The organism is Candidatus Binataceae bacterium, assembly GCA_035500095.1.
In the GTDB taxonomy this organism is placed as follows: Bacteria; Desulfobacterota; Binatia; order Binatales; family Binataceae; genus JAKAVN01.
This window is the reverse complement of sequence record DATJXN010000090.1, coordinates 46,217-64,910: the sequence shown is the minus strand read 5'-3', so window position 1 is coordinate 64,910 and position 18,694 is coordinate 46,217. Positions and strand designations below refer to the sequence as shown.

At 63.3% G+C, this 18,694-nt stretch carries 17 protein-coding genes; 13 read left to right on the top strand and 4 right to left on the bottom strand.

Going from position 1 to position 18,694, the window contains the following annotated elements; translation table 11 throughout:
- Positions 1-517 precede the first annotated feature (517 nt).
- The 3 genes from VMI09_09575 to VMI09_09565 all read right to left on the bottom strand — a co-directional run bounded on the left by VMI09_09575 (position 518) and on the right by VMI09_09565 (position 6,445).
- Complete coding sequence (locus VMI09_09575; GenBank protein ID HTQ24935.1) at positions 518-1,033, bottom strand: hypothetical protein; 516 nt, start codon at positions 1,031-1,033, stop codon at positions 518-520.
- Between the two features lie 198 nt (positions 1,034-1,231).
- Entirely contained in the window at positions 1,232-2,608 is a 1,377-nt protein-coding gene (locus tag VMI09_09570) for a hypothetical protein (protein HTQ24934.1), read from the bottom strand.
- 21 nt (positions 2,609-2,629) lie between these two features.
- Positions 2,630-6,445 carry a G8 domain-containing protein gene (locus VMI09_09565; protein HTQ24933.1) on the bottom strand — a complete coding sequence of 1,272 codons (3,816 nt, stop codon included), beginning with the start codon at positions 6,443-6,445 and terminating at the stop codon, positions 2,630-2,632.
- 686 nt (positions 6,446-7,131) lie between these two features.
- On the opposite strand from VMI09_09565, the gene VMI09_09560 reads away from it, so the two are divergent.
- The 3 genes from VMI09_09560 to lpxA all read left to right on the top strand — a co-directional run bounded on the left by VMI09_09560 (position 7,132) and on the right by lpxA (position 8,855).
- Positions 7,132-7,734: a hypothetical protein gene (locus tag VMI09_09560; protein ID HTQ24932.1), complete on the top strand. Its 603-nt coding sequence runs from the start codon at positions 7,132-7,134 to the stop codon at positions 7,732-7,734.
- Between the two features lie 84 nt (positions 7,735-7,818).
- Entirely contained in the window at positions 7,819-8,004 is a 186-nt protein-coding gene (locus VMI09_09555) for a DNA gyrase inhibitor YacG (GenBank protein HTQ24931.1), read from the top strand.
- On the top strand, positions 8,001-8,855 hold the full coding sequence (gene lpxA, locus VMI09_09550) for an acyl-ACP--UDP-N-acetylglucosamine O-acyltransferase (protein HTQ24930.1): 855 nt from the start codon (positions 8,001-8,003) through the stop codon (positions 8,853-8,855). The genes VMI09_09555 and lpxA overlap by 4 nt, the downstream gene beginning before the upstream one ends.
- 66 nt (positions 8,856-8,921) lie before the next feature.
- On the opposite strand, the gene VMI09_09545 is transcribed toward lpxA, so the two are convergent.
- Positions 8,922-9,800 carry an endonuclease/exonuclease/phosphatase family protein gene (locus VMI09_09545; GenBank protein HTQ24929.1) on the bottom strand — a complete coding sequence of 293 codons (879 nt, stop codon included), beginning with the start codon at positions 9,798-9,800 and terminating at the stop codon, positions 8,922-8,924.
- 175 nt (positions 9,801-9,975) lie between these two features.
- On the opposite strand from VMI09_09545, the gene VMI09_09540 reads away from it, so the two are divergent.
- The 10 genes from VMI09_09540 (at position 9,976) to tilS (ending at position 18,665) form a co-directional block, all read left to right on the top strand.
- Entirely contained in the window at positions 9,976-10,422 is a 447-nt protein-coding gene (locus tag VMI09_09540) for a cytochrome c maturation protein CcmE (protein ID HTQ24928.1), read from the top strand.
- 7 nt (positions 10,423-10,429) lie between these two features.
- Entirely contained in the window at positions 10,430-12,442 is a 2,013-nt protein-coding gene (locus VMI09_09535) for a heme lyase CcmF/NrfE family subunit (protein HTQ24927.1), read from the top strand.
- 4 nt (positions 12,443-12,446) lie between these two features.
- Complete coding sequence (locus VMI09_09530; protein HTQ24926.1) at positions 12,447-12,998, top strand: cytochrome c-type biogenesis protein CcmH; 552 nt, start codon at positions 12,447-12,449, stop codon at positions 12,996-12,998.
- Between the two features lie 3 nt (positions 12,999-13,001).
- Entirely contained in the window at positions 13,002-13,457 is a 456-nt protein-coding gene (locus VMI09_09525; GenBank protein ID HTQ24925.1) for a zinc ribbon domain-containing protein, read from the top strand.
- Positions 13,454-14,158 carry a heme ABC exporter ATP-binding protein CcmA gene (ccmA, locus tag VMI09_09520; GenBank protein HTQ24924.1) on the top strand — a complete coding sequence of 235 codons (705 nt, stop codon included), beginning with the start codon at positions 13,454-13,456 and terminating at the stop codon, positions 14,156-14,158. Before VMI09_09525 ends, ccmA begins: the two co-directional genes overlap by 4 nt.
- 32 nt (positions 14,159-14,190) lie before the next feature.
- Positions 14,191-14,865 (top strand): heme exporter protein CcmB, encoded by a 675-nt coding sequence (locus VMI09_09515; GenBank protein ID HTQ24923.1) that lies wholly within the window; start codon positions 14,191-14,193, stop codon positions 14,863-14,865.
- Positions 14,866-15,573 (top strand): cytochrome c biogenesis protein CcsA, encoded by a 708-nt coding sequence (gene ccsA, locus VMI09_09510; GenBank protein HTQ24922.1) that lies wholly within the window; start codon positions 14,866-14,868, stop codon positions 15,571-15,573.
- 40 nt (positions 15,574-15,613) lie between these two features.
- A complete protein-coding gene (locus VMI09_09505) occupies positions 15,614-15,805 on the top strand; it encodes a CcmD family protein (protein HTQ24921.1) in 192 nt (63 codons plus the stop codon).
- A 148-nt stretch (positions 15,806-15,953) separates the two neighbouring features.
- Positions 15,954-17,054, top strand: coding sequence for a DnaJ C-terminal domain-containing protein (locus tag VMI09_09500; GenBank protein ID HTQ24920.1), 1,101 nt, complete (start codon positions 15,954-15,956; stop codon positions 17,052-17,054).
- Between the two features lie 126 nt (positions 17,055-17,180).
- A complete protein-coding gene (gene tilS, locus VMI09_09495; protein HTQ24919.1) occupies positions 17,181-18,665 on the top strand; it encodes a tRNA lysidine(34) synthetase TilS in 1,485 nt (494 codons plus the stop codon).
- Positions 18,666-18,694 lie beyond the last annotated feature (29 nt).

Genomic DNA, 18,694 nt, shown 5'->3' with positions numbered 1-18,694 from the left:
CTCAAGCGGCGGATCGCGCGCCTGCACGGCCTCGCCAAAGAGGCGGGACGCGACCCGCGCGATATCGAGCTCAGCGGACTGACCCTGGTTACGGTTTCAAAGGACAAGCATCGCGTGGATGCGGCGGTCGCGGAGGTAGCGTAAAGGTTCGGCTTTCCCGATGCGGAGGCGGCGCGGCGCGCGCCTTCGATCCTGGGCGGCACGCCCGACGAACTCCGGCGCGAGATCCGCTCGCGGATCGAAGAAATCGGCGTCACCTATCTCGTCGTGCTGCCCGACTCCGAGGACTCGCACGATCTCTTTGCGCGCGAGGTCATGCCCGAGTTTCTCGGCTGAGCTTGAACCCTAGGCTTGAAGACGATTACAAAACTCCGCACGCGGCCGCTCGGCCGCGGGCGGAGCGCACGGGGCTAAAGGAGCTGACGGTTGCGTCGCCGGATCATCCGGCAGTCCATCACGACTGCGAGCGCCAGACCAAACGCAGCCCGCCTCGCCAAAGGAGTGGCCGGCCGCAGCGCTAGTGACCTTCCGGCGTGGTGATCTTGAACGTAAGTACGGCGTTGGTTGTCCCCGTGGTCGCGTTGCTCAGATTGGTGACGCTCGCCTTGCCGTGAGTCGGCACCAGGCCGGGATTGGTCGAGCCGGTAATGGTCTGAGGATAGGTGGTGGCGGTCTGAGTGGGCCCGGTCGTGTCGAACGCGCCCCTGCCGTCGATTCGGAAATGCCACACCACGTAGAATCCGTCGGCCGGGTTGGACGGCGTCGATACTGGCAGACCGGCGACCGCGCCGCCCAAGGTGAAAAAGGTTCCCACCGTCGCCTTCCCGATCGTCGCGGTTGAACAGTCACTCGCGGCTGATACATCGGTGCCGCCGGGATAAATCGGTGCCGCTCCGACGAAGAACGTATTTGTGGTGGAAAATCGCGCGTCCTTGGTCGTGTCCACGCAGACGACCCAACTCCTGGCCATCGCGGGCATCGCGGTCACCAGCACCATCGCGACGGCCAGTCCATGCCTGATAAAGCCCTTCATGCCAGTCCTCCTCCAACGTGTTATGAGCGGCTGCTTGGGCAGATAACGCCTGTAAGGCATGGAAGGTTCCCCAACGGCCGCGCACTAGGTCTGGCCGCTCGTGCGATACGTGATCACCTGACAAGTAGAGCTCGGTGAGGGGAAGGGGCGGGTGGCTGCCGGGCGGGGCCGGAGAGACGACCCGGGGCACAGAGTGATCTACAATGTCTTCAGAAAAGCAACCAGGTCGCGCTTTTGTTGAAGAGTCAGGCCTATAGCAAAACGGTGGTCGTAAAAATTGACGACATCCATCAGGGTATTCGCCGAGCCATCATGAAAATACGGCGGGCGGGCGGCCAGTCCGCGCAAGGTAGGAACTTTGAACTTTCCGATGTCGGCGCATTGGCCGGTTATCGCTGCGCGCCCTGGATCGGTGAGCGCAAAGCTTGCGCCAGCAAGCGGCCCTGAATGACAGCTCAAGCTGAACCGAGGAAGGCCTCGCGTGCCCAGTTCAGACACACCGGTATCAAGCGGCAGATCGGTCGAATGGTTCCCGACGCCGGGCGTATCGTGGCAAAATGAGCATGCCCCGGCGATCCTTTGCAGCCCTAGCGCATCGTTCAGCCCGGCCACGCCGCTTATCGTAATCAATTTCTCATTGAAGACGCGCTCTCCGCGAATTACGGCCTGTCGAGCAGGCGTTAGAGCGGTGTGAGGCGCCTGCAACCAGGGCTCATACAGGACGAAAACATCGGGATCGAACAACGCACCGGTTGGGTTGCCGCCGAATGGATCGTTGATGCCCACCAGGAATTGCTGGTCGGAAACAGCGACCGGCCCGGCGGTCGCGCCCCAAGCGCGCAGAGAACCGGCAGCGCGATCGAACACTTGCGCCGTGTAGTTTGCAGTCTCGAAGCCTACAATCTGATCGAGCTGATCCTCGCTCGGCGACGTCTTCGGCCGTTCATGCTGCAGCGCGGCATTGAGCGCCTGGGTGCGCAGGTCCGGCTCGCGGCCATCCCACGTTATCGAAGTCAAAAACACTAAATTGGTCACCGGCAATGGCCGGCGATATACGGAAATTACGCCGGAACCCTGCGAATCAAGTTGAGAGCAGCCGTAAGGATCGATCATGTCAGTGATCGAAAATTCGGCGGACGCCGGCAAACTTAACGGTATTCGAATGAGCCCGCGATTGAGCAGGAGCGCATACGCAGTTCGCATTGCCGCCACCGAAGATATGTCGTCAGTGGGGCACGTGGCGCCGTCGATCGGTCGAAACAGCGGATCACTCCCGAGCGTCTCTGCAAATCGTTCATGGATGTGAGCTGGTGTTATCGACCAGCCGTCGCTTGCGCGATGGCAGGTATTGCAAGTACGGCCGTTGCTACCCAGCTGCTGGAAAAATGGATTGTTGCCATCCCTGCCAGTAGGACGGTAGGTGGCGATCCGTCCCGAGGTATCATCAGCCTCGAACAGAATCCCGTTAGTGCCGCCGGCCATGGCTGCTGCGCATGGAAACAGTGCAAGTAAACAGATGACGGCCGGACCGAAGGCCTTGGTCAACACCTTCGGGCGTTCGGTCCTGGCCGTCACAGGCGGGCATCCGGTTTCCAATTACGGCGTAGGTGTCGGCGTCGTCGTGGGACAAGGATTCCCTGACGAATCGACCAGATGCGGGAAGTTGCCCGAGGTGCCTGTCGGCGTCAGAACATTCGGTTTCAAAACCACTCCGGTTGCCACATTCTTGAGCAGGTTGAGGTCGGCCGGATACTGCTGGTTGTACGTAGGATAAGGTACGCAGGTCATTCCTACTTTGGTCGGGTCGTACGCGTAGACATCCGGGTTGACCTGCACCATGTACAACTCGCATCCGCCGGCTGGGCAGGAGTAAAAGCTGTATCCGGCGCTGAAGTCAGGGCATGCGGGATCGGGATTCGCGCCGTCGCAATCGCCCAGCGGTGAAGGTCCGCCTCCGGTGCCTCCGGATTGAATCTTGTAGCTGGGGTCTCCGTTCGGGTTTACCTGTTCAACGTCCAAGAACAGAAGTCCCGTGGTCTGATCGTAAAAATAGGTGGATGGAGTCAAAGCACCGATCGAGCTGACCTGAGTGAGCAGGGTCGGGGTCGGCGGAATATCGTCGCTCTTGGACGCATCCAGCGACGGATCAAGACATAGCGCGAGGTTCGGGAAGTTCCACCCAGACGGATAGCCATACTGATTATCCAGGCCGTTACACACGGTATAGTTCGTGAAGTATGGCGCCAGAGCGGCAAGACTGGTTGATCCGGGTCCAGCAAGAGTCTTTACTCCCTTGGATACCGTGAAGACGCCGGAACAGTCTCCACCCGGACACTGATATGGACCCTGGTCTGTGGTGTAACAGATGCCGATGCGGGTCTGGAAAGGCGTGGTAGACGCATCCGTATAGGTGATTGAAACGAAGGGCGGCATCTCGTACTGGGCCTGCACCGTGTAACCGAGTCCGTTCATCACCTTGGGCTCGTAAATGCCGTTGCCATTTCGCCCATTCAACGACATCGACTGATGCTGACCGTAGTCCTGCTGATCCTTCGTCAGGGTAATCACATTCGAGTTAGTGCACGGGCCACTATAGCTACCCGCTTCCAGCGCGCACGGAACCGCAGAGAACTCAAGGGTGGCGTAGTCATTTGGGCTCATCTGGGCACTCGGCCGGCCCTCGTAGTGAGCATCCTGTGCGCCTTCCGCGTAGCACTCATCGACCGTATTCATCGCGTTGTTCGTCGTGTCGGCGACCGCCAGAAAGGGCAGGTTGTTGAGCGAAATCGGAAATTTCCCCCAAATGGGAGTTCCTGCCTGGTCAACTACCTGGTATCCGCTGAGAGTCGCGTCGTGATCGCGGATTACAGTGTTCTTGTCGCCATCCTGGAAATTTACCTGAGTACTGCTCACGCAGGTTACGCCTACTTCCTGAGTATAGACTTCATGGCGAAGATCGACGTTCACAAACGACAAGTTGTCAGTGTATTGGGTCGGCGGATATGAGTTAACATTGGCCTGAAACCATCCCATCGCGGCGTCCCCTTCGTACGTGAAGGCAGTATTAGAATCGCAAGGCATTTTCTCGATGGCGGTGTAGGCCGACAGAAACTTTGCGTCTTTTTTAGTGAGTAGCGGAGACGGGTTGATCAGGAAATTTATGAAACGGGAATTCTCGATCCGTGCCGGCCCATCATAAAACATATACCCGAGCTGATTCCGTTTGGGATCGGGATAGCCGATGCCAAGTCCCGCGGCGCCAGGCGTTTCAGCACAGACGGGCGGCGGTGGCGCGGTGTCGCCGTGTGGGATCACGCCATCGGTGTAATAGGGGCACGGCCCGAAGCGCTCGGGATTATTCATGCTCTCTCCGACAAAGACGCCGTGCGAAATCTGGGACCATTCGCCGGGCGGCGAACCCTCAGTGCCTCCGGCAGAAACTAGGCTCGCACCCTGAACATTTCCGGCCAAGCGTACGTTGGTAAGCGAATACCAATTGGGCCGCACCCAGATTCCCGCGTAACGATTGCGCGTCGCCGTGATTCCGTCGAAATGCGCGATCAGATCGAGTTGCTGCGAGTTCTGCGGTGTGTAGTTGGCGCCCTGGGAGAGCTGGGCCGGAGTATTCAGGCCGTAATAGCATCCGTGTGCGCGGTTGTTAGTGAAGCCCACCAGCGAACCATGCTGCATTATACCAAGCGGGACTGTCGCATTGCCTGGCGTAAGATCGTACCAGAAACCTATGCCCTGGTCCTGGCATCCCGCGATCGAATTCGCTTGAAAATAGTTCGCGGGGTTCGTAATCCAGAAACCAGCGGAGGTGTACGATTCAGATTGGACTGCCGGTAACGATTGATCGTCGGTAAATGTTATGTTCAATCCGTCGTAGCAGTTGTAAGTGCCGGAGAAAACACCGGGTTGATGGCATTTGGCGCTGGGCTGATTGGTCAGGTTGTCCCCCGCCCACCAAAGCTGATATGGCGGCGGGGCGTTGCCGTCGGGATTGAGCGTGAAGGCATTGCTCATGGCTCCCACGCCGAGATTATGGATGAAGCTGAGGTTTTGCTCCGCTCCGGTGCGAAGATAGAACATATTGCCGACAATTCGCGCGCAGACGTTGTCATTGATGGTTATCGGGTTACCGGGGGTGCCAGCCAGTCCAGCGAGCGCGATGCACTTGTTGTATGAATGATGGATGCTGTTGCTGGAGATGATCGGTGGGTTGGTGCCTGTGCCTTGAAAGTAGACTGGAAACTGGCCGTCTTCGTCACCGCCGAATTTTTCGATTTCAACGCCCGCTATCTCTGCGGTAGCGAATTCTGATTCGAGCAATACTTCGCCGCCCCAATGCAGGCCTGCCGGGGGCGGATTGACCAGCGCCCATTCACCTTTGGTCGACTGATACGGATTAGGCGTGATCGAGGTGAGATGGATGTTTCGCGTAAGCAGCCCTACTTCGGCTCGCTCATCAACGCCGTAGTTTTTCGCTTTGCCGTCGTTGAAGCTCTTCGCCGACGGACCACAATAGACATCGCCCGGGTTGCAAGTGGGCGACTTGCCGCCGTAGTGATATTCGACCAGGGACTGATTGAGCGTGATAGCAGTATGTCCGGTCACGCTGTTGGGCATGACGCTTTGGATTTGAACGATTTCCCCAGAATCAGGTGAGAAGTCGGTTCCCGCGACCACGATCCAATCGCCGACATGCCAGTCCACAATCTTGTCGATCATCAGAGCGTTAGCTGCCTCGGTCACAGGCGCCGCAACCCCCTTGGCTGCGCTAAAGCTCTCAGGGCCGGCCGGCTCAGCCAGATGAGCCCAGCTCACGTGATTAGTGAAGGCGGTGTTGCCATGGCGACCCCACATACGCAGCGTCCCGCCCGCTTTCACATCGATTCCCTTGACGGCACCCTCGGAACCGGTGAAATAGAGATTTATCTGGTTTTGCTTCGATATCGCGCAGCCTTGTGCGCCGATCTGGAGGGTCCCACCGTTCTCCACAACTATGCTTCCGACATGAACCTGATAGCTCTGATCAAGAAACACCAGCGTGCCGCCGCTTTGAATTGTGATGGTCGATAGATCCGCAGCGTAGTAGAGTCCCTCATGTTGTTTTTGACTCACGTAGGCGTAGGTGCAGTCGGTTCCGCCAACCGTCCCGCCTATCACCGCGCTACCGCCGCTGACACAATTCGCCAGCTTGGTCCAGGGATGGCCGGGCTGCGCTGGGAGTCCGGCGGCATTCTGGATAGGACAGATCTGTGCCGCAGCGATCGCCGGAACTATAAAAACCGCCGCTAGCAAACAGACCACACGCAGAATGGTTCTCTTGCCAGTCGAAAATAAAGCGCGACCGCCTCGGACAACGCGCGATGCTAAGTGCGATGCCTCATCAGCGTTGAAATCGAACATGTTACCCCTCCCCACCGCCCGGGACATTTCCTGTGCGGAAGTCTGTTCTTCTATGAGCGTCCAGTGGTTTCTCCGTAGTCCCCGCCACGCCGTCGATGCGGGTAGCAACCTTCGTTCCCACGCCGAAGCAATCGCTTACGCACACCATGTAGTGCCTAGAGAATCTTTATCTGCCAAGAAAAAGAAGCTGTGTGCAAAGACGCGTGACAAAACGCCACAACTAATCGCGTGGAGCAATCTCACGCCGGCTGGGCGACCTCACTCACACAGCGCTCAAGCCAAGACCTGGTTGGCGTGCTGTTCGTAAAGGATTTGGCTCCGCCGGAGTATCGCGGGCGAATGTGGGCAGGTCGTCGGCTATGGTGCGTCGGAATATCGTGCGGGAGGGACTACTGGCTTCCCCAATAGCTTTTGATTCGGATCCGAAGGGTACATCCCGATTTTGCGCACGACCGCGGGCCTTGGGTCTGTGGTGAATACGGAACCAACCTAGCCTGTCTAGTGCATGCGGCCTTCTACAGGACGATTTTTCTGTTTAAAATTCACGGCCACATGGAATCAAGCGACTTTTGATTACGAGAAATCGATCCAGTTAGCATATCTAAATTCTTGCGAGTTCTGAAGAGTTAGCAACCGCCCGGCGTCAGCCAGATCCTGGGCTCCAACGGCCTAGTCAGCGAAATTAAATGAGTAACAAAGTCGAATCGACCGCCGATCATCTGACGCCCGCCGAGAAGTCGATGATGCGGCGGCTGACCGAGGTCTTGCAGTTTGCCGATTTTATGGCCCTGCTGATGGTGGCAGCGACAGCGTTCAGCGCGTACGCGGCGTGGCGGACGGCGCAGGTAACCTCGCACATCTTCGCGCTCGAGGAGCGCCCGTTTGTCGGTATCGAGAACGTCACCTTCGAGCAGGGCGACACGCCCAATCCGCGGGCCGTGATCCAATATCGCAACTTCGGTAAAATTCCGGCGAGCGGCGCGATCCTTACGGTAACCGCGCTGGCGGAGGGCAAGCGCCTCGCCGATACGCCCGGCGAGATGTCCTCGACGTCGCCGGGGATGCTTTCGCCCGGCGTGCCGCACTTTTTCTATACCTACTTTCCGCCGGATACGTACAAAGCCGTCGTCGCGGGGAAGGAGACCCTGATGATCGACGTGCACGCGGAGTACAAGGGCACGAGCGGAGACATCTTCTGCTATAGCGAGCGCGTCGTCTTCGACTATCGGTCGGCAAGTTTCAGGCCGGCCGGCGGAACCGATAGCTGCCGGGGTTCCGACATCTTTTGATTGGACGTGCGGGATGATGACGAGCCGGATGAGGATTTGCGCGCCGCGCCGCCATCTGGCAATTCTCGAATCGGGTGAATGGCGATGCGCTGTCCAATTTGCAAGCAGCCTGCGGAGATGAGGCCGGCCAACCGCTTCCGCCCGTTCTGCTCGGAGCGATGCCAGATGCTTGACCTCGGCAAGTGGGCGGGAGAGGACTATCGCGTCGCAGGCAACAAGGTCGAGGATCGCGAGCATCCTGACGACCTGAAGAAGAAATTCCTCAATTGAGCATCCAATCCGATGCTCCGGCCGAGGCTACGGCGCCGGCCCGGATCCATCCAAGCGCGGTGGTTGGGCCCGAGGTCGTGCTTGCGCCGGGCGTCGAGATCGGAGCGTTTTGCCTGCTCGACGGCGCGATCCGGATCGGCGCGCGCACCCGGCTTATCGGCCACGTTACGGTCCTCGGCGAGGTCGAGATGGGCGAGGCCAACGTGCTGCATCCCAACGCGGTGATCGGCGGCGAGCCGCAGGACCTTGCCTATAGCGGCGCTCCGCGCCGCGTGCGGATCGGCGCGCGCAACGTCTTTCGCGAAGGCGTGACCGTCCATCGCGGCAGCGAGCGCGGCGACATCACGATCATCGGCGACGACAACTTCCTGATGCAGAACGCGCACGTTGCGCACGACTGCCGCGTCGGCAACTCGACGATCATCGCGGGCGGCGCATTGCTCGCGGGATGGGCCGAAGTCGGCGAGCGGGCGCTGGTTTCGGGCAACTGCGTGGTGCATCAGTTCGTCAGGATCGGGCGGCTCGCGATGATGCGCGGGATGAGCCGCACCAGCCGCGACATCCCGCCTTTTTGCCTCGCCGACGGGACTCACACGCTGCGCGGAATAAACGTCGTCGGGCTGAGGCGCGCGGGAATCGATGCGCGCGCGATCTCCGCCCTTCGCCGCGCCTTCAAGACCCTGTTCGGCGAGCGGCGCAATCTCAAGCTGGCGCTTGCGGAGCTGGCAGCGGCGGGCCCGATGACGCCCGAAGTGGCCGAGATGGTCGAGTTCATCCGCGCCTCGCGCCGCGGCGTCGCCTTCGGCCCGCGCAGCGCTGACGATGCGGGATCCGACGGCGCAGCGGAATGAGCGCTGCTTTCAGCTATGTGAGCGATGCCGTCGATGAGTCGGAGAGCTTGCCCGCGACCCTTGCGCCTACACCCACAGCGTTGCGATTACGCCGATATGATCCGACGGCCAAAGCCACGTGCCGTCGCTCTGGCGATGCGGCCGGTCGGCGAACAACGCGACTTCGCTTACTTCGGGCGCGCGGCGGCCTGCCGGACGCATCATCAGGTAGTCGATGCGCTGATTGTGCGATGCATGCTCGGCATTCAGCTCGAGATCATCGCGATCGTTGGTGTAGCCGGGGCCGCTGCCGAAGGCTTCGTGCAGATCGATGAAGCCGGCGCGGCTCAATTCAGCGATCGTCTCCGACCCGGGAACGTCATTGAAGTCGCCCGCAAGGATCAGCGTGCTGTCCGTATCGCCTTCGGCCGGGGCCCATGCGGCGAGCTCGCGCGCCTGCATCGTCCGCACCGCGGCGCCGCCGACAGCTTCCGCTCGGTCCGTCAGATGCGAGACAGCTATGTCGACACTGGCGCCGTTCTCCAGCCGAAACCGCCGGCGCAACGCGACACGGTCATCCGGCAGGCGGTAGCGATGTCCGGCCACCTCGGTCGCTAGCTCGACCTGCGCCGCATACTTGAGCGTCTTGGCCGGGCCTGCCGGCGCCACGCGGCTCAGCAGCGCGACGCCCTCATCGAAGGAAAACTCACCCTCGCCGGCGCCGTCGGCCGCCACGTAATCGAGCCTGTAGGACTCTCCGCCGCAGAGCTGATTAACACGGTCGCGGATTTTCGCCCCGATATCCCCCGTGCTCGTTGCGCGCAGCACCTCCTGGAGTGCGGCGACGTGCGGACGGCGCGCCGCGATAGCCTCGGCGATAAGCTCGCAGCGGCGCTCCAGGTGGCGGTATGCCGGCAGGTCATGGAAGATGTTCAGCGTGAGAATGGTGAATTCGCTGCGATGCATAGGCTCGCGATCCTCCTTGCGCGCCGCGGAATCTGTGCCGGTTTGTCTGCCTGCGGACGCTGCTGAGATGGCGGATCTCCCGCGCCCGGCGGCGATTTTCGCGAAGAGGCGGCGCTTGCTTGAAACGGCCTCGCTCGGCCACAATTGCTACGATACTGAAGGATAAGAGAATTCGATGCGCTCGAAGCTGCGTTTTGTGATCGGGGCGGGCCTTATCGTGCTCGCCATCGGCTACCTCATCGTGACGGCCGTCCGTAACACGTCCGAATATTATCTGACGGTCAACGAAGTCGGCGCGCGCGAGGCCCAACTGAGCGGCCAGATGCTGCGCGTGGCCGGACGGGTCAAGGCCGGCTCGATCAGCTGGGACCCGGCGACGCTGACGCTCGGCTTCGCGATGGTCTCGCCGCCCAATCCCGACGGCTCGCCGGTCAAACCGGTCGCCGTCACCGACGCCACCGAGTTTCGCGTGATCGCACGCGGCGAGCCCAGGCCCGACATGTTCGCGGCGGGACGCGACGTGATCGTCGAGGGGCGCCTTGGGGCCGGCGGCACAATCGAGGCGCGGCAGGTGCTGACGTCGTGCCCGTCCAAGTACGCGCCCAAACAGCCTGCGAAGTGAAGGTACAATGCCGCTCATAGGTCAGCTCGCTCTCGCGCTTGCGCTGATGGTCGCGGTCTATTCGATCGCGGCCAACCTGCTCGGCATCCGCCGCAACTCGCCTGACCTGCTGCTGAGCGCGCGCCACGCGCTATGGGCGATGTGCGCGATGGTGACGGTCGCGGTGGGCGCGTTGTGGACCGGCCTGCTGACCAGCGATTTCTCGCTGGAGTACGTCGCTTCATATTCCAGCGTTACCCTGCCGATCCAGTACAAGGTCGCGGCGCTATGGGGCGGGCAGCAGGGCTCGCTGCTCTTCTGGACCTGGCTGCTCTCGATCTTCACCTCGATCGCAATCTTTCAGAACCGCCGGCGCAATCCCGAGATTACGCCCTGGGCGCTGATCGTGCTGGCCGGAGTCGCGATCTTCTTTCTCGGGATGCTGAACTTCGTCACCCGCCCGTTCGACCTGCTCGCCAGCATGCCGCCCGACGGCTCCGACCTCAACCCGCTCCTGCAGAACTACTGGATGGCGATTCATCCGCCGTCGCTCTATACCGGTTACGTCAGCGCGGCGGTGCCGTTCGCCTTTGCCTGCGGCGCGCTCGTCACGCGCCGGCTCGACGACGGATGGATCCGCACGACGCGGCGCTGGGCGATCTTTTCCTGGTTCTTCCTCACGCTCGGCAATCTGTTCGGCGCGCGTTGGGCTTACGAGGTGCTGGGATGGGGCGGTTACTGGGCGTGGGATCCGGTCGAGAATGCTGCCTTCATGCCGTGGCTCGTGATGACCGCGTACCTGCACTCGGTGATGATCCAGGAGCGCAAGGACATGCTGAAGGTGTGGAACCTCGCGCTCATCGGGATGGCCTTCATGCTGACGCTGTTCGGCACGTTTCTCACCCGCAGCGGCGTGATTTCGTCGGTTCACTCGTTCACCCAATCGGGCCTGGGTCCATACTTTCTGACGTTCCTGATCGCGGTCGTCGTAGCATACACAGCCCTGCTGCTGAGCCGCGTCGGGGATTTGAAAAGTCCGGCCGAGTTCGAATCGTATCTGTCGCGCGAGGCCACGTTCCTGTTCAACAACCTGATGCTGGTGGGAATCGCGTTCGCGGTTTTCTGGGGCACGGTCTTTCCTGTGCTCTCGGAGGCGGTGCGCGGCGTGAAGATAACCGTGGGGCCACCCTTCTTCGACAAGGTCAACGGGCCGCTCGCGCTTGGGCTGATATTTCTGATGGGTGTGGGACCGCTGATCGCGTGGCGGCGGACGTCGCCGCAGACGCTGCTTAGGACCTTCCTTGCGCCGGTCACGATGGGCGTGGGCGCAGGCATCGCGGTCTTCGCGATGGGGCTCCGCCAATGGTACGTGCTGACAGCGCTTTCGCTGGCCGTGTTCGCGCTCGGCACGGTGGTGGTCGAATTCCGCCGCGGCGTGATCGCGCGGCGCCATCTGGTGCACGAAACCCCGGCGCGCGCGCTGGTCAATCTCGTCGCCAAGAACAACCGCCGCTATGGCGGCTATATCATCCATCTGGGCGTGATTTTCGCGTTTATCGGAATCGTCGCTTCATCATTCTTCAGGACCGAGGTCAAGCGCAGCGTGCGCAGAGGACAGAGCTTCACTATCGGCGCTTACCAGATTACCTATCTCGGAATGAAGGGCGTCGAGAACGCTCATCTCGAGGACCTGAGCGCGCGCCTCGACGTGCAAAGCGGCGGCCGCGAGATCGCCACGATGACGCCCGCGCGGCTCTTCTACAAACGCCCGCAGCAGCCTGCCACGCGGGTCGCGATTCGCTCGACCCCGCTCGCCGACCTCTACGTGGTGTTCGCTGGCGTTGACGATCAGAGCGGACTTGCCACCTTCGAGGTGTTCCTCACGCCGCTGGTTTTCTGGCTCTGGGCGGGCGGCCTGATGATGGCGATCGGCACGGTGGTCGTGATGTGGCCCAACGTGCGCGAACGCGCCGCGATGGCCGCTGCGTTCGAGCGGGCGGATGAGGCGATTGCCGCCGAACCCGCGCCGGGAGGCGACTGACCGGATGAATGCCAGGGGACGGGAATTCTCGGCGCCAGCGATGGCCGCGGTGCTCGCCGCAATCCTGATCGCTTCGCTGATGGCGCCGATACGCCCGGCGCACGCGGCCGCCGCGACCCGCCAGGAGATCGCGGAGGGACTTACCTGCCAATGCGGATGCGGCCTGACGGTCGCCAACTGCAATCATCCGAACTGCAGCTTCTCCGTGCCGATGCGCGAGCGGATCGACACGATGCTCGCGCACGGGATGGGCCGGGCCGAGATAATCGGCTACTTCCGCAAGCAGTATGGCGAGAAAATTCTCTCCGCTCCGACCACTCAGGGCTTCAACTTGCTCGCGTGGACGATGCCCTTCGTCGCGCTGATGATGGGCGGGGGCCTGGTGGTTCTGATGATGGGACGATGGCGCGGCAGAGCATCCGCGGCCCCCGAATCGCAGCAATCCGGATCGCGGCAATCCTCGGGCGGCTCCGGCGCAGGCGATTCCGAGCCGTCGAGCAAAGCCGCTTCGGCGCTCCGCGAACGCCTGGAACGCGAGCTGCGGGAGCGTCTCTAGGCTGTGCTCTACCTGGCCGCGGTGCTGATCGTCGCGAGCGTGGCACTGTTCGTCGCCGCGCCGCTCGGTGGCGGATTGCTCGCGACGCGGCGCGCCGGACGCGATGCGGCCGAGGCCGAGCGGCTCGAGCATGAGCGAGGGCTCGCGATGCAGGGATTGCGCGAGCTGGAGTTCGATCGCGAGATGGGCAAGCTCTCCGAGACCGATTACGCCGGGTTGCGTGAAGCCCTGATGGCGCGGGCGCTCGCCGCGAGCGCCGCGCTGGAGCGTCTGCGCGCGCCCGATGCGGCTCCGGCGCGTCCGCGGTTGGTCAAAACCGTCGCGGCGGCGCCCCCCGCCGCCGCGCGTATTCGATTCTGCCCGCAGTGCGGCGTCGAGGTTGCGGCAGGGAGTTTCTGCAGCGAATGCGGCGCGCCGCTTTCCGTCGCGGCGCGCTCCGTTGCGCGGGCCGAGCGATGACCGCGCCGCTTATCGAAGCGCGCGCACTGGGCAAGAGTTTCGGTCCTGCGCCGGTCCTGCGCGAGGTGAACCTGAGCGTTGCAGCCGGCGGCGGCCTCGCGGTGGTCGGCGCGAACGGGGCGGGAAAGTCCACGCTCATCCGGTTGCTCGCCGGACTTTCGGCGCCGAGCTTCGGCGACGCGATGCTCTTCGGCGAGGCGGCGCGCACGCTCGCGCCGGCGCTGCGCCGGCGCGTGGGCCTGCTGAGCCATCAGAGCTTTCTCTATCCCAACCTTAGCGCGCAAGAGAACCTGGAATTCTACGCGACGCTCTACGGCGTCGAAGACGCGCGGAAGACGGCGGCGCTATGGCTCGAGCGCGTCGCGCTCGGCGCCGCCGCCGACGCGCGCGTGCGCGGATTTTCGCGCGGCATGGAGCAGCGCCTTGCGCTCGCGCGCGCGATGCTCGCGCGGCCCGACGTTTTGATGCTCGACGAGCCGTTCGCGGCGCTCGACGGCGACGGCGCGGCGCTCGCCGCCGCGCTGGTGCGCGAGGCGATGAGCCGCGGATGCGCGGTGCTGGCGAGCGCTCATTCGGCCGAGCCGCTGGCGGCCCTGGGCTTCGCGGTCCTGGCGCTTGCCCGCGGCAAGCTGGTGCGCGCAGAGCCGGACGCCGCGCGCCAAAGCGCGGCGCGCGCGCCGCTTGCGCGGCAGGTTTCCTGACACAAGAGCCGGAGGGGATTCGCGCGCTCATCATGAACTCCTTCGCCGCCGTGCTCCGCAAGGACTTGCTGCTCGAAGTGCGTGGCGGACAGAGCACAGTCGCGCTCGGCGCGCTGTCGCTGCTGGTGCTGGTCGTGCTGGTGTTCGCGTTCGACCCCGGCGGCGGCGAACAGGGGGCCGCAGCGGCGGCGGGCGCGCTCTGGGTCGCGCTCGTGTTCTCGGGGATGCTCGGGGCGACGCGTGCGGTCAGCGCCGAGAACGAAAACGGCTGCCTGCGCGCGCTTTTGATGAGCCCGCTCGACCGCGCCGTGCTCTATGCGGCGAAACTCGCCGCGGCCTTCGTCTTCATGGCCGTGGCAGAGGCCGCGTCGATCGTGCTGATGGTGCTGTTCTTTAATCTCGACTTCGACGCGCGCGTGATGCGGATGGCGCCGGTGGTGCTCCTCGGCGCGCTCGGCTTCGCCGCGCTCGCGACGCTTCTCGCCGCGATTTCCTCGCGCCTGCGCGGCGGCGAACTGATCCTGCCGCTGCTGGCGGTGCCGATGTTCGTGCCGGCGCTGATCGCCGGAGTCAAGGCGAGTGCGCTCGCTCTGGGCGGTTCGCCCCTGGACGAGCTTGCGGTCTGGATCAAAGTGTTGGCCGCGTTTGACGCGATCTTCGTCGCCGCCGGCTACCTGCTGTTCGAATATGTTGCGGGAGAGGAGTGAATGAACGGCCGGCCGGTCAGACTCGGATTGGGATTCGTCACACTGGCGCTCGTGCTCGCGGCGCTTTACATGGTGTTCGTTTACGTGCCGACCGAGGCCGACCAGGGGATCGTCCAGCGCATCTTTTATTTTCACGTTCCCTGCGCGTGGGACGCCTTCGCCTCTTTCGCGCTGGTCGCAATCGCGGGGATCTTTTACCTCTGGCTCGGGCAGCAGGTATGGGATGACCTGGGCTATGCGGCGGCCGAAGTGGGGATGGTCTTTTGCACGCTGGTACTCGCGACCGGTTCGATTTGGGCCAAGCCGATATGGGGCGCGTGGTGGACGTGGGACTCGCGCCTGACGACCACGCTTATCCTGTGGCTGCTATATGGCGGCTACCTGATGCTGCGCGCGATGGCGGGCGATTCGGCGCAGGGCGCGCGCTTCGGCGCGGTGGTGGGAATCGTCGCCGCGGTCGACGTGCCGATCGTAATCGTCTCGGTGCGGCTTTGGCGCACGATCCATCCTGCGGTGCTGGTCACGCGCCAGGGCGGCCACGGCCTCGAGGATCCGCGGATGGTCGCGACGCTGCTGGTTTCGCTCGCCGCGTTCACCGCGCTCTTCATCTGGATTCTCTGCCTGCGTTTCGTCACCCTGCGGATGCGCACGCGCCTGGGTGCGCTGGCGCGTTCGCTGGCGATGGCCGAGGCTGCGGCGCAAGACTAGCCAAAACCAGGCAAGATTAGGAACGTCTCAGGAACCGCCTATGGAGAACCTGAATTACCTGTTCGCCGCTTATGCGATCATCTTCGCAGTGATCTTCGGCTACGTGCTGTTCATCTGGCGCCGCCAGGCGGCCCTCGAGCGCGAGTTGCGCGCGATGGAGGCGCGGATGCGCGCGCTTGAAGAGGCCGGAGGCGGCGGCGCTGGGGCCGGCGCTTCGCGCATCGGGGCGTGAGTGCTCTTGCCGCGGTGGACTATCATGCGCATCTTTTATTGATGCCCCAAATTACGCAATGGTTCATCCTCGGATGGAGCGGGCCCGACGGTGAGGACCTGCCCTGCCAATGAGGAGCTGCCGGTGAAGACAAGCGCCGCCTAGCTAAATGGAATACCGCGACTACTACAAAACGCTTGGCGTCGAACGCGGCGCGCCGGAGGCCGAGATCAAATCGGCCTACCGCAAGCTCGCCCGCAAGTATCATCCCGACGTCAATCCCAACAACAAGGAGGCCGAGGCCCGTTTCAAGGAGATTAACGAGGCGTACCAGGTCCTCAGCGATTCCGAGAAACGCAAGAAGTACGACGAGCTTGGCGCGGACTGGGAGCGCGGCGTCACCGAGGAGGAGATGCGCCGGCGGTACGGCTGGAATGCCCAGCCCGGTACAGGCGGCTTTGCGGGCGGCGGGGGGGGCGGCGGCTTCAGCGATTTCTTCGAGCAGTTTTTTGGCGGCCTCGGCGGAGGATTTTCCACCCGCGGCGGCCGCGCGCCCCGCGGCTTTTCGGCCTACGAGTTCGCCGAGGCCCCGCCGCGCGGACATGACGTCGATGCTCAGGTCGAGGTGCCGCTGCGCGACACGATGCACGGCGCGAAAATGCGCATCACGCTCAACGCCGAGGACGGATGCGCCAATTGCGGCGGCACCGGCCTGGTCGCGCGCGGGGAGCGCCGCGGCAAGCGCGTCGTCCGCGGCGCCGAGCCCTGCCCGGTGTGCGGAGGCCGCGGCACGATTCCGGCCCGCCGCTCGCTCGAGGTGACGATACCGGCCGGCGTAGTCGACGGCACCCGGCTGCGGCTCAAAGGGCAGGGCGGCAAGGGCCCGCGCCCCGAACTCAACGGCGACCTCTTTCTCACGGTGCGGCTCAAGCCCGATCGCGTTTTCAGCGTGAACGGGCGCGACGTACGATGCGAGCTGCCGGTTTGGGACTACGAAGCGGCGCTGGGTACGGAGATTACCGTGCCGACGCTTGACGGGCGGCTCTCGCTGAAAATTCCTCCCGCGAGCCAGACCGGGCGCGTGATGCGGCTTCGCGGACGCGGCCTGCCGGCACGCGGAAAGGAGGCGGCCGGCGACCTTCTCTACGAACTCAAGGTGCTGGCGCCGACCGATATGACCGATGAAGAGCGCAAGCTGATGCAGGAATTCGCCGAACGGCGCAAACGGCGCGCGCTACCCGACCCTCGCGCGGACCTTATGAGAGAATAGTCTCTGCCGTCGCGCGATCATCCACCAAAGGGCTTCCTCTTTCATTTCGCCGGAGGCGCGGCGTTCGGCGTTCCGATTGCGGCGGCGCGGATGCCGTCGTAGTCTTGATGGCCCATCGTGTCCGAGATGAATTCCGCTGCAAAATCAGGCCTGGTCGGCAAGATTGCCAGGTCGCTCGAAAGGGCTGGATTGCGCCGCGTAGGGCGGCCTGATGCAGCCGCTCGGCAATCGGTTCCTGATTCGATCCTGCTTGCGCTCTCGGGCGGTGCCGACTCGGTCGCGCTGTTCTACGCGCTTGGCGAGCTTGGGCCGCATTTCGGTTATCGGCTGGTCGCCGCCCATCTGAACCATCGCTTGCGTGGCGAGGAATCCGACCGCGACGAGGCCTTCGTGCGCGATCTGTGCTCGACGCTTGGCGTCGAGCTGATCGCTGAACAAGCGAACGATCTCGATCCGGCGGCGCCCAACCTCGAGGAGCGGGCGCGCGAAGCCCGATGGACGTTTCTCGCCGCGGCCGCCGAGCGGATTGGCGCCTCGCGTATCGCGACCGCCCATCACGCCGACGACCAGGCGGAGACCGTGATGCTTCGGATGCTGCGCGGCGCGGGCGCGGCCGGACTTGCGGCGATGGCCGCGACCCGGCAGCTTGGGGAGGCCGGCGTGACGATTATGCGGCCGATGCTCGGCGTGTGGCGGCGCGAAATCCTGCGCTACCTCGATTCGATCGGCGCGCGCTACGTGAGCGACAGCAGCAATGCAAACCGGAGTTTCCTGCGCAACCGCATCCGAATCGAATTGCTGCCGGCGCTCGAGAGCGACTACGCTGCGGGGGTGCGCCGCCGGCTCGCCGCGCTGGCGGCCGAGATGCGCGACCTCGATGATTTCGTCACGAGCGCCGCAAGGACGGAACTTGGCCTGCGTCTTCACGAGCGCATCCTGGGCGGCCCGCTGGATCTTCTGGACCTTAATGGCTTCGCCGGATTGCCTCCGGCACTCGCCGCGGCGGTTCTGCGGGAATTTCTCGCCGCGCGAATCTGGAAGCTCCGCCGCCTGAGCCGCCGCCATATCGACGATCTTCGCCGGCTTTGCCTGGCCGATTCTCCCAGCGCGACCCTCGACCTCCCCGGCGGATGGCGTGCCGAGCGCCGCTACGCCGCGCTGGCAGTCGAGCCGCAGCGCCACGCCGGAGACCGGCGCGTCGCCGCCGTTGCCGGAGTTCCAGTCGCTCTTGCGCTAAACGGGATCACCAGGGTGCCGTGGTCGGGTTTCGTCTTTCATTCCCGGGTGATGCCGGCCGACGCAGCGCCGATGCCGCTCGGTCTCGATGAGGCCTGCTTCGACGCGGACCTTGCCGCCTCAGGCCTCGTCGTGCGCAACTTTGCACACGGTGACCGCGTCGCTCCGCTTGGGATGGAGGGCTCACGGAAGGTCCAGGACGTTTTCGTCGACCGTAAACTGGCTCGCACCCGTCGCTTTACCTTTCCGATGGTTACGTTAGATGGGCAGGTGGCGTGGCTTCCTGGGATGGTGCGCGGCCGGGTCGCGCTGGTCAGCGAGCAAACCGTCTCGGTGCTGCGCTTACGCGCCTTCGAAGAGGCAGTGCATCCATAAGAAAGGCGGTTTGCGGTTCAGCTAATAAT

Coding starts and splice junctions, on each gene's coding strand:
- VMI09_09560 (HTQ24932.1), top strand. CDS start 7,132: ATGAGTAACAAAGTCGAATCGACCGCCGATCATCTGACGCCCGCCGAG.
- VMI09_09540 (HTQ24928.1), top strand. CDS start 9,976: ATGCGCTCGAAGCTGCGTTTTGTGATCGGGGCGGGCCTTATCGTGCTC.
- VMI09_09575 (HTQ24935.1), bottom strand. CDS start 1,033: ATGAAGGGCTTTATCAGGCATGGACTGGCCGTCGCGATGGTGCTGGTG.
- VMI09_09515 (HTQ24923.1), top strand. CDS start 14,191: ATGAACTCCTTCGCCGCCGTGCTCCGCAAGGACTTGCTGCTCGAAGTG.
- VMI09_09505 (HTQ24921.1), top strand. CDS start 15,614: ATGGAGAACCTGAATTACCTGTTCGCCGCTTATGCGATCATCTTCGCA.
- VMI09_09565 (HTQ24933.1), bottom strand. CDS start 6,445: ATGTTCGATTTCAACGCTGATGAGGCATCGCACTTAGCATCGCGCGTT.
- VMI09_09500 (HTQ24920.1), top strand. CDS start 15,954: ATGGAATACCGCGACTACTACAAAACGCTTGGCGTCGAACGCGGCGCG.
- VMI09_09545 (HTQ24929.1), bottom strand. CDS start 9,800: ATGCATCGCAGCGAATTCACCATTCTCACGCTGAACATCTTCCATGAC.
- tilS (HTQ24919.1), top strand. CDS start 17,181: ATGAATTCCGCTGCAAAATCAGGCCTGGTCGGCAAGATTGCCAGGTCG.
- VMI09_09555 (HTQ24931.1), top strand. CDS start 7,819: ATGCGCTGTCCAATTTGCAAGCAGCCTGCGGAGATGAGGCCGGCCAAC.
- VMI09_09535 (HTQ24927.1), top strand. CDS start 10,430: ATGCCGCTCATAGGTCAGCTCGCTCTCGCGCTTGCGCTGATGGTCGCG.
- VMI09_09530 (HTQ24926.1), top strand. CDS start 12,447: ATGAATGCCAGGGGACGGGAATTCTCGGCGCCAGCGATGGCCGCGGTG.
- ccmA (HTQ24924.1), top strand. CDS start 13,454: ATGACCGCGCCGCTTATCGAAGCGCGCGCACTGGGCAAGAGTTTCGGT.
- ccsA (HTQ24922.1), top strand. CDS start 14,866: ATGAACGGCCGGCCGGTCAGACTCGGATTGGGATTCGTCACACTGGCG.